This is a genomic window from Acinetobacter sp. CY81 (assembly GCF_059515925.1).
Map to the genome: position 1 here is coordinate 226,781 of NZ_JCAKNC010000002.1, position 14,215 is coordinate 240,995.

A 14,215-nucleotide genomic window follows, 5' to 3' on the forward strand; every position below is an offset into this window, starting at 1 on the left:
GTGGTTTTATTTTGACCAAAGGATAAATTTAGATTTCTTTTGCAAAGCATAGCCAATGGAGCGTAAAGTGTGCACAACTCCAAATATTCATTGATTCGCTATTGATCCGCATTTAACTGTGAGTGCTGAGATCTAACGCTGTCAATGTGCAACAGGCTTCAAGTATGCACGGTATTTTACTTTCTTTATTTCCACTCATTGCCCTCATTGTCGTAGGTTATGTGCTAAAACGCACAGCCTATTTAAATGACGGATTTTGGGCTGGAGCAGAGAAGCTTAATTACTATATTTTATTTCCAGCAATGTTATTTGGAAATTTAGCCACAGCACAAATTGATCTATCGATGGTAAATACCATTATGATTATTTTGGCGGTGATGTTTGGTTTGAGCTGTGCAGTCCTTTATTTGTTTAAAAGAATTCTAAACATTCACCCTGCACGATTTGGTGTGTTTACCCAAAGTAATGTGCGATTTAATACCTATATCGGTTTGGCAATTGTTGCATCATTATTCCAAGCAGAAGGAATGACGATTTTTGCGATTTTATTGGCGATTAGTATTCCGATCGTCAATATTATTTCAGTGTTAGCGCTGACCGAACAAGATGGGATGGATGTTAAAACCATTGTGAAGTCTTTGGTCAAAAACCCATTGATTATGGGGTGTGTCGTAGGAATAGCCTTTAATTTTTCAGGGTTGAATTTATGGGATGGTATAAATCATTTTATTAAACAATTGGCGATTTGTAGTCTACCCCTAGGGCTGATGTGTGTGGGTGCGGCACTACAATTTATGGCACTTAAAAAAGATTTACTGCCCCTTATCGTGAATACTTTCTCAAGATTAATCATCATGCCTTTATTAGCATTTTTTGTATGTAAATGGTTTGGTTTTTCAGATTTGGAAACGCAGATTTTTGTCCTTTATTTTGCACTTCCTACCGCATCGGCATCTTATATTCTGACTAAGGTTTTGGGTGGTGATAGTCAGTTGATGGCAGGGGTGATCAGTTTACAAATTATCTGTGCGGCGATTACTTTGCCGATCGTACTGACCTTGGTCATGTGAGCATGCAGAGAGAGTTGGAATACTGAATTTGTTAATCGCGGCTTGCTCTCGATTTTAAACCTGAATTAAATTCAGAATTATGCGAAAATAGCGTTTTGTATATTTGTCCAAGGACTCCCATGACTGATCACTCTCCTGAATCTTTAAGCGATATCGAAATTTTAGACATTTTACAGTCCATGAAAGACGATGAGCTCGATGTTGAAGCAAAAGAGATGATTCGAAATGGTGGTAAAGCTGGACGTCAAGAAGCTCACAAACAAGCTTTAGTTGCATTGAATGCATCATTTGAAACTAAGTTTGTAGAAGCAGTGACTTTGGCTTTAGGTTTAAACGAAGGTCAGGCGAAGAAAATTCGTTATAAGAAAGACCGTGTACGTATCTTAAAAGTACGTGGTATCGATTATCTTGACATTGATGGTGCTGAAACTGCACAAGTATTGTCACAAATTTCGCAAGCGATTCAACGTGAAGATGCGATTGTGACTAAAGATTTGCATAACATTTTCCCATTCTGGAAAGAAGGCTGGCCAATGGTTCAGTTCGATAATGCTTATACTATTTTGGTTGAAGATATTTCGATTCACTATCAAGCGACGCTTGATAAATTATTATCACTTTATGGTCGTTAAGAGCTCATGATCAATTCAAAATGAATTGATCAACTGATTCTAGAAACCGATTTAGGCATACTGCTTAAATCGGTTTTTTTATGGCGTGGGTTTCATGAATGGAGTTTTATGAGTTGAACTTTATGACTTATGTTTTCATGACTGAGTTTTAAAGACTGAGTTTTAAGGATTGATATAAGGAGGGTTTAGATTGTTGAACAATATTGAAGAGTGTATTGAATTTATCTGATACTATTTAGAAATACTTAAGAATAAGGAATAACAACAATGATGGGTTTATCAATTGGTCATATCGTTCTTTTTGCCATTATCATCTTGGTGATTTTTGGTACGGCTAAACTTAAAAACTTTGGTAAAGATGTGGGCGGTGCAGTCAAAGATTTTAAAGATGCTGTCAGTGACGATAAAAAAGATAAAAATATTCAATAACTTCGTTTCTTTTCATTCTTATATATTGCCTAAGCCATGTTCGACGTTGGATTTGGAGAGTTATTCTTCCTCGGTGTGATTGTCATTATCGTACTCGGACCAGATCGGTTGCCTGAAGCGATTCGTTTTAGCTTAAAAACATTCAGAAAATTTAGCCAAATCAAATCAGATATTAAACAAAAAATCGATCTTGAATTAGAGCTACATCAACTGCGTGATGAATTGAAAGGAGAGATTCAAAACGTCAAACAGTTGGAGTCTCAAATGCAAGGTTATTTAGCAAATCTTGAACAAAATATTGAGCAGAATCTGGAACTCAATATTCAGCAAGATCTTGATCAAAATACAAAAAAATATTATCCAATTCAGTCGTTCTCAGTACCTACACCTTTTAAAACTCAGTTTGTATTGAGTCATTTAATGCATTGGTCCTGCTTAAATTTAGATTCTGTTGGAGTCCGATATGTCTGAGCTTGATATGTCAGAATCTACGAATTCATCTGCACAACAAAAACTAGGACAATTTGGACTGTACTTTGCCGAATTACGGCGTAATTTGATTCATGTTCTCATTGCTTTTGCAGTGATTTTTATTGCTTTAGTGCCTTTTGCCAATACGATTTACAATCTCATCGCAACACCCTTACAAGCCAAGTTGCCTGCAAATGCGCATATGATTGCAACAGATATCACCAGTACATTTGTTGCACCGATTAAATTGGTGTTCTTTGTGACCATGATGCTGTTGTTTCCTTTTATTTTTTATAAAATTTATGTATTCCTTAAAAATGCTCTGTATGTCAAAGAAAAGAAAATCTTCTTTTTCTTCTTTCCCACCAGTATCTTCTTATTCTATTTAGGTATCGCTTTAGGTTATTTCATAATTTTGCCTGCTGTACTCGGATTCTTTATGGGCATATCTCCCGAAAGCGTGACACCGATGACAGACATTCAACAGTATTTGCTGTTTTGCATTAAGTTCTTCTTTATTTTGGGACTCATTTTTCAAGTACCTTTGTTGATTATGGTGATGATCTATTTCGGTCTGGTAAAGATAGAAACGGTGAAGAAAAATAGACCCTATATTTTCATTTTTTGCTTTTTCATTGCAATGTTTGTGACACCTCCCGATATTCTTTCAATGGCGATCGGCGGGATGATGATCTATCTGCTTTTTGAGTTAGGGCTGTTTTTTGCTCATTTTTTGAAGCAACCTACTTATGAGAAATAGTGTGATATAAGTCACAAAATAATAGGTTATTGTCAGACACTGTTTATTTTAATTAAAGAGTTGATTCTGTATATTTGGTAATACTTAACAAATGTTAGGTATGACAATAAACAATTCTTAATAATAGAGGGTGATCTCATGAGTTTAGTTGAACTTAAGCAAGAAGAAATCGAAGAAGTTTCAGGTGCTGGAACGTTTTTAGGTGATTCAATCATTAATGGTGTGAATTTATTTAACCAAACTTTAAACTCTAAACTTATTTCGTCTGTGGGCGTTGTGTTTAGTGCAGTAGGTCTAGGACTTGTTCATCAAGTTGCTGATACTACAGGTTTAGTTGGTTCTAAAGCTTTAATCGGTTTAGGTCGTGCATTGGGTGGTGATGTTGCTGAAACACCAAACCACTATGAAAAAGAAAAAGGCGAAGGTCAGTATAAGCTTCTTCCAACGCTAAATGGCGTTAGAGCTTGGCTTTCTTAAGTTTTAAGTAAAATGTCAAAGGGCAGATTAGTTTTCATGACTAATCTGCTTTTTAGTCGTCAAAATAAAAACCTAATTCATGGTAACTATAAGAATGCAAAATTCATCAGAAAAAATAGATAATGATAAACGTGATTTTCTAAAAACAATGGGGAGCTTAGCTGCGGTAGGTGCTGTTTCAGCATGGATACCTACGCAGAAAGCAGAAGCTTGGTTTTTCCCAGTTAAAGAAAGACTCATCAATTTTCCTTCTGATATTTCAGTATTTAAACAGTTATATGAAAATTGGTCAGGTGAATCTCGTTATGAAAATGCATGGACTGCATCACCACGAAATCAACAACAAGTACTGAGTGCCATCAATTGGGCATATCAAAACGGATATAAAGTTCGAGCAAAGGGAATGTCGCATAACTGGTCACCTTTACTTTTAGATGATCAAGATAAAATCACTAAAGTTTTATTGATTGATATGCCAACACATATCAATAAAGTCAGTATTGATTCAAACGGTGTAGTGACGGCAGATGCTGGTATCCAAATGGAAGCGTTGCTGACTGCAATGGAATATCGAAATCGTGGATTTTTAGCGATTCCTGCACCAGGGGATTTGACACTCGGTGGTGTATTGGCCATTGATGGACATGGTACAGGTGTACCTGCAATTGGTGAGAAAAAATTAGCAGGTCAAACCTATGGTTCGATCAGTAACTTAGTGGTTTCAATCACAGCTGCTGTATTTGATGAAAGCCAAGGTAAATATATTGCCAAAACTTTCCAACGCAATGACCCAGATATTCGTGCTTTTTTAGTTCATATTGGACGTGCATTTGTTTTATCGGCACAGTTACAAACCTCAGCAAATCAGAATTTACGTTGTGAAAGTATCACCAATATTCACTATAAAGAGTTGTTTGCTCAAGACAAACTTGCAGGACGTACATTCTCCCATTTCCTAGATCAGTCTGGTCGAGTAGAAACCATTTGGTTCCCATTCAGTGATTATCCGTGGTTAAAAGTGTGGACAGTTACACCTCAACGTCCGTTAACATCACGTTTGACCTACAAGCCTTTCAACTATTGGTTCTCAGACAATTTAATCAAGCCAATTACCGATTTGATTCATAAAATTGTGGTCAAAAAAAGTGCTTATCTGACTCCAACCTTTGGTAAAACACAGTATGAAATTTCAAAGTTAGGCTTAAATGGAACACCTTTATCGGGCATTACCACGATTTTAACTGGTGGTTTGGCATCGACACAAACCTATGATTTATGGGGTGCTTCTAAGAACGTCTTGATGTATGTGAAGCCCACTACATTACGTGTGACTGCCAATGGTTATGCTGTGATTACCAGTCGTGTCAATGTTCAGAAAGTCATTGCTGATTTTTGTGATTATTACTTAGTCAAAATGAAGCAATATCAAAGTTTAGGTCGATTCCCAATGAATGGACCTGTCGAAATTCGTGTGACAGGTTTGGATCATCCAGAAGATTCGATCATTCAAGGTGCTGAAACTGCTGCTTTATCAGCAATTAAGCCATGTCCTGACCATCCAGAATGGGACTGTGCTGTATGGTTTGATATTTTGACCTTACCAGGAACACCATTTTCACCACAGTTTTATACCGAAGTTGAAGAGTGGATGTCACAGCGTTATCAAGGGGATTCTTTGATGCGCCCAGAGTGGTCGAAAGGTTGGGGCTATACCAATCAAAAGGCTTGGGATAGTAGTCACTATATCGATTATGAAATTCCACATGTCCATGCACAAGGGCAGGCTGATCGCTTAACCATCCGATCTTCTAGTCAAATTTTAAAACAATATGATCCGCATGCAGTGTTTACAGCACCGCTTTCAATGCGTGTTTTGAAATAACACCGTATTGATTTCAAGTACTTCATGATGCTAACTGTGAAGTACTTCATACATTTTTAATGAATTAATTAGACAAAATTAACAATATTGTCTTTAATAGGACGAATTTAAAGGTCTACACCAGTTGTTAAACTGAGATCTAAAGATTGATTGAATACAATTATTTTTAAAAATTACGAATAACGGCACTTAAAAATTAAATATAAATAAATACTTATGACAAAGAAACTGTTTAGAGACAAAGCCATTGATGCTCAAAAGTCGAAATGGATTGGCGAGGTTATTTTAATTCGTCCATTTTCATTTACGGTGCTGACCATCTGTGTTGTTATTTTCATCCTGATGCTGTTAAGTTTTATCTTCTTTGGTAGTTATACCAAACGTACTAGTGTGAAAGGTTTACTGATCCCCAATACAGGTTTGATTCGTGTATACAGTTCTGAGGGTGGAACGGTCAGCGAAAAATTCGTCAAAGATGGGCAGAGTGTCCAAAAAGGCGCACCTTTATTGGCTTTGAAAATGACGCGCTATAACAGTTCTGGAAATTTTAATGAATCTGTTGAGCAGCAAATCCAACTGAAAAAACAAAGTCTTGATACTGAAAAAGATAAATTGAAAGACTTGCATGTCAATAGCGCACAGCAGTTGGATGCAGAAGTGCAATCGCTTCATTTGGATTTAAATAAGTTAGATGGATTAATTGCGGAACAACGTCAGCGTTTGGCTCTCGCACAAGAAAATGTGAATCGTTATCGTGATTTAAAGGATAAAGAATATATATCTGTCGAAGAGTTTCAGTTGAAACAAGACAATTATATGAGTCAAAAAGTCACTTTACAGAGTTATGAACGAGAGAAAATCAGTAAGCAATCTGAGCTTGCGAATAAGCAACTAGTCCAGAAAAGCTTAGGTTCTAAGCTGGACAATGAGCTAAGCATGCTTGATCGTCAGATTGCAGCTAATCAACAAGAGTCTCTCGAAAATAAGGCCCGTGACAGTTTAATTCTACAAGCCAATTCGGCAGGGCATATTGCTTCAATCAATGCGGAAGTTGGGCAGTTTATTTCACCGAATATTCCTGTAATGAATATTGTCCCTTCGCCATCTCATTTAGAAGCGCATTTATTTGTACCTAGTGCTGCGATTGGTTTTATTCGGATTGGACAACCTGTGAAGCTACGTTTTCAAGCCTATCCTTATCAAAAGTTTGGACAAGGTCAGGGCAAGATTACGTCAATTTCAGCAACCACCATGAATCCACAACAATTAACGAATTTTGGTGAGGTTAGTCAAGGCATGTCCTTGAACCAAAATGAACCTGTATATTTGGTTAAAGTGACATTGAATCAACAAACAGTAAAAGCCTATGGTGAAAGTAAACCGCTTAAAGTAGGTATGGCTTTTGATGCAGATATCATGCAAGAAAAACGTAAATTGTATGAATGGGTACTTGAGCCTTTATACAGTATTACAGGGAAAATCTAAGAAGAATAACTATGCAATTATTAGACAAAATTTCCCTCGGTTTTGGTCGTAAGATCCCGACTATTCTGCAAACAGAAGCAACAGAGTGTGGTTTGGCATGTATCGCCATGATTGCACATTTCTATGGTTATGAATCTGATTTATTAACTTTAAGACGTCGTTTTCCTGTTTCGCAAAAAGGCACCAATCTCAATCAGTTAATTAAGATCAGTAATCAATTGAACATGGTCACACGACCACTCAAGCTTGATCTTGAAGATCTGAATCAACTCAAAACACCATGTATTTTGCATTGGGATTTTAACCATTTTGTGGTTTTACAAGAAGTCAGTGCTAATAAAGTGACGATTCTTGATCCTGCATTTGGTAAGCGAATACTGACATTAAATGAGGTCTCTGAGCATTTTACTGGCGTTGCATTAGAGCTTTGGCCAGACACTGAATTTGAGAAAAAAGAAGAAAAAAATCAGATTCAGCTCAAAGGTTTAATCGGGCATGTCCGTGGGTTGTGGAAATCTTTAGGTCAAATTCTGATTTTGGCATTGGCTTTGGAAGTTTTCTCTTTAATCAGTCCATTCTTTATGCAATGGGTGATTGACCATGTGATTGTTTCTGCTGATCGTGATTTATTAACGATCTTGGCAATTGGCTTCGGCATGCTGATGTTGCTCCAGCAATTTATTAGTTTGTTGCGTTCATGGATCATGATGTACATGAGCACGCATCTGAGTGTGCAGTGGCAAGCCAATGTCTTTAATCACATGATCAATGTGCCTGTTTCGTATTTTGAACGGCGTTCATTGGGCGATATCGTTTCTCGCTTTGGCTCTATTGGTAATATCCAAACCACGCTGACCAGTACATTTCTAGCCGCTATTCTTGATGGATTGATGACGGTTTTTACCCTGATTCTGATGTTTGTATACAGTCCAAAATTAGCATGGATTGCTATTTTCACGATGGCGCTGTATGCATTGATTCGATGGATTTGGTATGCGCCATTAAAACGGGCCACTGAAGCAAATATTATCCATGCAGCCAAGCAAAGTAGTCATTTCATGGAAACGGTTCGTGGTGCAAAGACCATTAAACTGTTTCAACGTCAGGATGTTCGTCGTTCAACTTGGCTTAACCTCGTGGTCAATCAAGTCAATGCAGGACTAACAACGCAAAAGCTTGGATTAGGCTTTTCATTGGCGAATGGTATTTTGTTCGGTATCCAAAATATTGTGATTATTTGGTTAGGGGCGACATTGGTACTCGAAGGTAATTTTACCGTTGGTGTATTAATGGCATTCATGGCATATAAAAGTCAATTTGATGGTCGTGTCGCGGGTCTGATTGATAAATTTATTGAAGTGAAAATGCTGCAAATTGATGTAGAACGTCTTTCTGACATCGTATTGACCGAGCAAGAAAAGCTGTATGGCGATGTTGAAATCACCAATATCGATCAAGTCGAAAATGCCATCGAAGTTGATAATCTGCATTTTAAATACTCTGAAAATGATCCTTATGTCCTCAAAGGCATTAGTTTTAAAATCCCACAAAACCAGTCTGTCGCCATCGTTGGTGCAACTGGTTGTGGTAAAACTACGCTTTTACATGTGCTGTTGGGCGTATTTAAACAAACGGAAGGTGAGATTCGCGTGATGGGACGTGATCTTGAGCAATTAGGTTTGAATGCTGTTCGGGATCATGTGGCAACCGTGCTTCAAGATGACATTTTATTTGCAGGTTCTATTGCTGAAAATATTTGTTTCTTTGACTCCAATCCAGATATGCAATGGGTTCAAGAATGTGCCGCTTATGCCGCGATTCATGATGATATAACCCGTATGCCGATGGGTTACCAAACCTTGGTGGGTGATATTGGCAATATGCTTTCAGGTGGACAAAAGCAACGTATTTTATTGGCACGTGCGATTTATAAAAAACCAAAAATCCTATTTATGGATGAGGCAACCAGTAGCCTGGATGTGTTGAAAGAACAAGAAGTGAATGCCAAATTAAAACTGTTAAAGATCACCAAAATTATTATCGCGCATCGTCCTGAAACGATTGCCTCAGCTGAGCGAATTATTGCTTTGCAAGATGGCTTGATTATTAAAGATGTATTAATGAAGGATATTCAACCGTCATGAAATACACAGGAACGCTTTTAATTGTGTCAATGCTTTGCATAGCAGGACAAACAAGTTCAGTTTATGCAGATTATTCGCTTTCAAAAATCTTTAAGAGCAAGGTAAAGAAACGTGAGCTACTTTGGTTTGATGTATTAAGCAATGAACGAAAAGAGCGTGAAAAGAAGCAAGAAATTCAGCAAATTGAAAGCACACTGAATCAAACCGTCATCCAAGATATTGCACAGCAAAGAACTCAAGTTGGGGATATTCAATGTTTGACTCAGCCTCAACTGAATCCGAATGAGCAATTATCATTGATTCATGCGGTTGAACGTGCTGTTTGCCGTTTTCCAGAGACCAAAAGTGCATGGGTGCAAACGCGTATTCAAGCAGCACAATTGAAAATTTCAAAGTCGAGTTACTATCCGCAACTAAGCACTTCTGTGAATTATGATTGGGGCCGTGATGATTATCAGGTCGATGGTCGTCCTGATATGAGTTATGACACCGATACGCGTCGTTATGGGCTAGCGGTTCAGGCAAACTGGTTGCTTTATGATTTTGGTGCAAGACATTATCAAGTTGAAGAAGCGCAAAAACTTTTGGCGATGTCTTTGGCACAGCAAGATGTCGTATTGCAAAGTGTGATTATTAAAACCATTTCAGCGTATTACCAAATTACTCAAGTTGAATTAAAACTGGATAATTTAAAGCAACTTGTGACATTGGCAGAACAGAATCATCAAATTGCCAATGCACGTTATAAAGCAGGAGCAGGGATTAAATCTGATGTTTTGCAAATGTCTGCCAACCTTGCAAAAGCCAAATCAGATCAGACCAAGCTGATGGGTGAGTTAAAAATTGCAAAAGGGCAATTGGCATCGTTAATGGGTGAGCCTGCATATCAGAATTTTCAAATCAATAACCAATTGAAGATTCCAAAAGCATTAAATTTAAAATCGATTGAAGACTTGGTGAAACAAGCAGAGAAATTGCATCCACGATTTAAAGCGGCACAATTGGGTATTGACGCTGCTCAAGATAAAGTTAAAGCAACTCAACGCGCTAAATATCCATCGCTTACATTTAATAGTAGTTATAACCAATCTAAGCAATTGGGCGAGAGTCCTTTTGGAAATGAAACTCAGCGTTTACAAGCAGGCGTCCAAGTGAATTTCCCTTTGTTTGATGGCTTTAACCGTAAGCATCAAGTTGTGGTGGCGCAAGAAAACTTAAAGTTAAAACAGCTTGAAGAAGAACAACTTAAATTAGAAATTAATGCTGAAATTTGGAAAAGCTATAATGAATTACACGCTATCCATGACAATATTCAAGCATTACAGTTGTTAAATGAGAGTGCGACCCAAGCTTATGCTGTGGCACAAGGTCGTTATCGAGCAGGTGTGGGAAACATGCTTGAAGTGGTGAATGCTCAAAACTTATTAACTGAAGCCAAGATGAATTATTCGACTGTATTGACTGAGTTTTTAGTTGTGCGATATCAACTGTTATCCAATATGGGTAATTTGAATATTTGGTCTGAAGCTCAATCCTAAGGTTCTGCACGTGTTTAGACTCTGCACATTTTGATTAAGCTTTGATTCGTTAAAGTAAAAAGCCCTTAATTGTTTTAAGGGCTTTTTTTTAACATTTGATTCATGCGTTGTGATTCAAATTGAAATTAAAACTAAAGATCAACTTGCCACAGAATAGAATGGGAACATACCAAATACTAAGGCAGCAACCAGCATTACGAGACAGGTAATAATCGCCCATTTAATGGTAAATTTCTGATGTTGACCAAATTCAATGCCAGCCAACCCACAAAGCAAATATGTAGAAGGCACTAAAGGCGAAAGTAAGTGGACAGGCTGACCGACAATTGAAGCACGTGCCATTTCAACAGGCTCAATGCCATAATGTCCTGCTGCTTCAGATAAAATTGGAAGAACACCGTAGTAGAAGGCATCATTCGACATAAAGAAGGTCAGCGGCATACTCAATACAGCTGTGATCGGTGCTAAAAATGGTCCCATACTTTCAGGAATGATCGCAACCAACTCTTTAGACATGGCATCGACCATACCTGTACCTGATAGCAAACCTGTAAAAATACCTGCTGCAAAGATAATACCCACCACATTTAACGCACTTCCTGCATGATGAGCGACTAGACTCTTTTGCATATCGATATCACGATAGTTCACCACTAAGGCAATACACAGCGCGATCATAAATAGGATTGGCATTGGTAATACACCCATCACTAAACAGATCATTAATCCAAGTGTTAATAGACCGTTAAACCATCTCAGGTGGGCACGGTTTGCTTCTGGGTTGTTTGAAATTTGAATATTGTCACCATGACTCACATCAATCTCGACAATCCCTAAGCGTTTACGTTCCATACGACCATACATCGTACCGAGGAAATATAACCAGCCAATTGAAAACAGCATTGGAAGGATCATCGGGACAAAAACATCGCTCGGATCAACTTGTAATGCGCTAGCAGCACGTGCTGTAGGACCACCCCATGGGGTTAAATTCATGATGCCACTTGCCAGCATCATTAAACACGCCATGATCAATGGGCTCATGCCTAAGCGTTTATACAGTGGGAGCATCGCTGCCACACAGATCATATAGGTAGTTGATCCATCACCATCTAGAGATACAATCAAGGTTAAGGTGATCGTTCCGAGGACGACTTTTAAAGGGTCACCTTTGACAAGGCTTAAGATAAATTTTACAGAAGGGTCAAATAAGCCTGTATCAATCATGATGGCAAAATAAAGAATAGCGAATAACAGCATGACGCCAGTCGGCGCGAGTTTTTTAACGCCATCCAACATCATTTCGCCAAGTTCATTCAGTTGAATGTGGCTTAAGCTATCAAAGAAAAATCCTAAACCATAAGCGAGTAAAGCAAAGAGAACTGGAATTAGAGTTAAGGCAACAAGAGGGCTTAGACGTCGTGACATGATTAAATACATAAAGCATAAAATCATGCCCAGACCTAAAATGGTCAGCATTTTTCAATCCTTGAGTTATTGGTTTTTTAATTGTTCTATTATCTACATAGAGTCGGAATGGTAATCCCATTTTTTAAAAAGCTGAATATCAATATCAAAATAGAAAAATGATGATTATTTTTTGAAAAAATAGAAATTAAAAATCAGTAAATTATGTGATTTTATTCATTATTTTTCTGATGAATGGTTATGTATTTATCAAATTATTGAATGATTTTAGCTGTTAATAAGGAGATTTATAAAATAAAAAATGAGGAATACATTGGAACGGTTTAAATGGTTAAATTCACCTTTAAGTAAAAAATTGACAAATAAAAGCCTCAAAAGTTTGAGGCTTTTATTGATGATGAACAGATGCTGATTAACGAACTCTGTACGTGAAGCTATTATTCTTCAATAGTGGGTTTGATGACTTCATCTTGTTCAATTAAGCGCGTGACCAACAGCTGATCAATCTTGAAGTGATCGACATCCACCACCTCAAATTTATAGCCATCAAACACCACGGCATCGGCAGGGCGTGGAATTTTACGTAGTTTGTACATCATAAACCCTGCGAGTGTTTCATAGTTTTCATCGTCAGGCATGCTGTCAATATTTAAAGCATGTTTCATATCTTCAATCGGGGTGCTTCCATCAATCAACCAAGAGTTGTTATCACGTTTAATGATTTGAAGGTCTTCATCGGTTGGGGTCACCCAATCACCCATCACGGTGATCATAATATCTGACAGTGTGATGACACCGACAACAAGCGCATATTCATTAAAAACAACAGCGAATTTCTCTTTACTTGAACGGAAACGGTCTAAAACTTCAGACAGTGTGAGCGTATCGGGAATGGTCAGTACGGTACGCAATGTTGATTCATTTAACTGGTTGAATTTTTGATTATTCAGAATACGAATCAAAATATCTTTGGCATCCACATAGCCAATCACTTGATCAATATTTTCACTACACACTAAAAACTTAGAATAAGGGTATTCAGCCAACTTTTGACGAATACTTTCTTCAGATTCATTTAAGGTGAAATAAACCACATTCTCTCGTGTGGTCATACTTGAAGGGACGTTCCGTTCTTCCAGCTCAAATACATTTTCAATAAAGTGATGTTCTTGTTTTTGCAGTACACCAGCCTGAGCACCCGCATCCATTACTGCAGAAATATCATCAAAAGTAATGTTGTCATCGCGTTTAGTATTCACTTTGAATAATCTAAACAGAAGATTGGCAATCGCATTAATAAACCAAGCCATTGGTTTACAGATAGTGATAAAGACCTGAATGGGATTAATCACTGAAATGGCAATTTTTTCAGGTGCAATCATCGCCAAGCGTTTTGGCATCAGATCGGCAAATAAAATAAATAAAGAAGTGACTAAGGTGAATGAAAGGACAAAGCTGATATTTTCTGCCCATGGACCTTGATAAAACTGATTCACAAACTCATAAATATAAGGTCTAAAAGCACCTTCACCCAAAATACCGCCTAAAATCGCAACAGCATTTAGTCCGATTTGAGATGCAGCAAAAAAGTCAGCTGAATTTTCTTGGAGATCTAAAACTTTTTGGGCACGTTCTTCGCCAGATTCAGCCAGTATTTTAAGTTTAACCTTGCGTGAACCTGCAAGTGCAATTTCACTGAGTGACAGAAAGCCGGCTCCAGCAATCAAGATAATAATGATCAAGAAATTCTGAAAGAGACTCACAAGGCACCTTTGGTTTAAAATTATTATGAAAGTTTTAACATAAAATAGAATGAGGCGGTGAAATTTTCCACCACCTCATCATTATAATACTGAAACAAAAAAATTAAAAAAATAAATTAGCTACAGCATTATAGCG

Annotated in this window: 11 protein-coding genes and 1 pseudogene; 10 read left to right on the top strand and 2 right to left on the bottom strand. The window is 37.5% G+C overall.

Annotation, left to right across the window (positions count from 1 at the left end; translation table 11 throughout):
• The first annotated feature begins 164 nt into the window (after positions 1-164).
• The 10 genes and pseudogenes from AC5YDM_RS03435 (at position 165) to AC5YDM_RS03480 (ending at position 10,888) form a co-directional block, all read left to right on the top strand.
• Positions 165-1,070: an AEC family transporter gene (locus AC5YDM_RS03435; protein WP_496150913.1), complete on the top strand. Its 906-nt coding sequence runs from the start codon at positions 165-167 to the stop codon at positions 1,068-1,070.
• Between the two features lie 119 nt (positions 1,071-1,189).
• Positions 1,190-1,702 (top strand): hypothetical protein, encoded by a 513-nt coding sequence (locus AC5YDM_RS03440; RefSeq protein WP_496150732.1) that lies wholly within the window; start codon positions 1,190-1,192, stop codon positions 1,700-1,702.
• A 267-nt stretch (positions 1,703-1,969) separates the two neighbouring features.
• Positions 1,970-2,110 (top strand): annotated as a pseudogene (gene tatA, locus AC5YDM_RS03445) (twin-arginine translocase TatA/TatE family subunit); the annotation flags it as partial.
• Between the two features lie 57 nt (positions 2,111-2,167).
• Positions 2,168-2,602 (top strand): Sec-independent protein translocase protein TatB, encoded by a 435-nt coding sequence (tatB, locus tag AC5YDM_RS03450; protein ID WP_496150733.1) that lies wholly within the window; start codon positions 2,168-2,170, stop codon positions 2,600-2,602.
• Positions 2,595-3,362: a twin-arginine translocase subunit TatC gene (gene tatC / locus AC5YDM_RS03455; RefSeq protein WP_496150734.1), complete on the top strand. Its 768-nt coding sequence runs from the start codon at positions 2,595-2,597 to the stop codon at positions 3,360-3,362. The genes tatB and tatC overlap by 8 nt, the downstream gene beginning before the upstream one ends.
• Positions 3,363-3,500: 138 nt before the next feature.
• Positions 3,501-3,839, top strand: coding sequence for a hypothetical protein (locus AC5YDM_RS03460; RefSeq protein ID WP_496150735.1), 339 nt, complete (start codon positions 3,501-3,503; stop codon positions 3,837-3,839).
• Between the two features lie 94 nt (positions 3,840-3,933).
• The gene (locus AC5YDM_RS03465) at positions 3,934-5,721 is read left to right on the top strand and encodes a cholesterol oxidase substrate-binding domain-containing protein (protein WP_496150736.1); all 1,788 of its coding nucleotides are present in this window, start codon (positions 3,934-3,936) and stop codon (positions 5,719-5,721) included.
• Between the two features lie 216 nt (positions 5,722-5,937).
• A complete protein-coding gene (locus AC5YDM_RS03470; protein WP_496150737.1) occupies positions 5,938-7,206 on the top strand; it encodes an HlyD family secretion protein in 1,269 nt (422 codons plus the stop codon).
• A gap of 11 nt (positions 7,207-7,217) precedes the next feature.
• Positions 7,218-9,350: a peptidase domain-containing ABC transporter gene (locus AC5YDM_RS03475; RefSeq protein WP_496150738.1), complete on the top strand. Its 2,133-nt coding sequence runs from the start codon at positions 7,218-7,220 to the stop codon at positions 9,348-9,350.
• The gene (locus tag AC5YDM_RS03480; protein WP_496150739.1) at positions 9,347-10,888 is read left to right on the top strand and encodes a TolC family protein; all 1,542 of its coding nucleotides are present in this window, start codon (positions 9,347-9,349) and stop codon (positions 10,886-10,888) included. The genes AC5YDM_RS03475 and AC5YDM_RS03480 overlap by 4 nt, the downstream gene beginning before the upstream one ends.
• A gap of 138 nt (positions 10,889-11,026) precedes the next feature.
• Here the strand turns inward: AC5YDM_RS03480 and AC5YDM_RS03485 are convergent, their stop codons facing one another.
• Both AC5YDM_RS03485 and paeA read right to left on the bottom strand, forming a co-directional pair.
• A complete protein-coding gene (locus AC5YDM_RS03485; RefSeq protein ID WP_496150740.1) occupies positions 11,027-12,367 on the bottom strand; it encodes a CitMHS family transporter in 1,341 nt (446 codons plus the stop codon).
• Positions 12,368-12,753: 386 nt separating this feature from the next.
• Positions 12,754-14,079, bottom strand: a complete 1,326-nt coding sequence (paeA, locus tag AC5YDM_RS03490) for a polyamine export protein PaeA (RefSeq protein ID WP_496150741.1) — start codon at positions 14,077-14,079, stop codon at positions 12,754-12,756.
• Positions 14,080-14,215: the final 136 nt, after the last annotated feature.

Coding starts and splice junctions, on each gene's coding strand:
- AC5YDM_RS03470 (WP_496150737.1), top strand. CDS start 5,938: ATGACAAAGAAACTGTTTAGAGACAAAGCCATTGATGCTCAAAAGTCG.
- AC5YDM_RS03485 (WP_496150740.1), bottom strand. CDS start 12,367: ATGCTGACCATTTTAGGTCTGGGCATGATTTTATGCTTTATGTATTTA.
- AC5YDM_RS03465 (WP_496150736.1), top strand. CDS start 3,934: ATGCAAAATTCATCAGAAAAAATAGATAATGATAAACGTGATTTTCTA.
- AC5YDM_RS03480 (WP_496150739.1), top strand. CDS start 9,347: ATGAAATACACAGGAACGCTTTTAATTGTGTCAATGCTTTGCATAGCA.
- AC5YDM_RS03475 (WP_496150738.1), top strand. CDS start 7,218: ATGCAATTATTAGACAAAATTTCCCTCGGTTTTGGTCGTAAGATCCCG.
- AC5YDM_RS03435 (WP_496150913.1), top strand. CDS start 165: ATGCACGGTATTTTACTTTCTTTATTTCCACTCATTGCCCTCATTGTC.
- tatC (WP_496150734.1), top strand. CDS start 2,595: ATGTCTGAGCTTGATATGTCAGAATCTACGAATTCATCTGCACAACAA.
- AC5YDM_RS03460 (WP_496150735.1), top strand. CDS start 3,501: ATGAGTTTAGTTGAACTTAAGCAAGAAGAAATCGAAGAAGTTTCAGGT.
- AC5YDM_RS03440 (WP_496150732.1), top strand. CDS start 1,190: ATGACTGATCACTCTCCTGAATCTTTAAGCGATATCGAAATTTTAGAC.
- tatB (WP_496150733.1), top strand. CDS start 2,168: ATGTTCGACGTTGGATTTGGAGAGTTATTCTTCCTCGGTGTGATTGTC.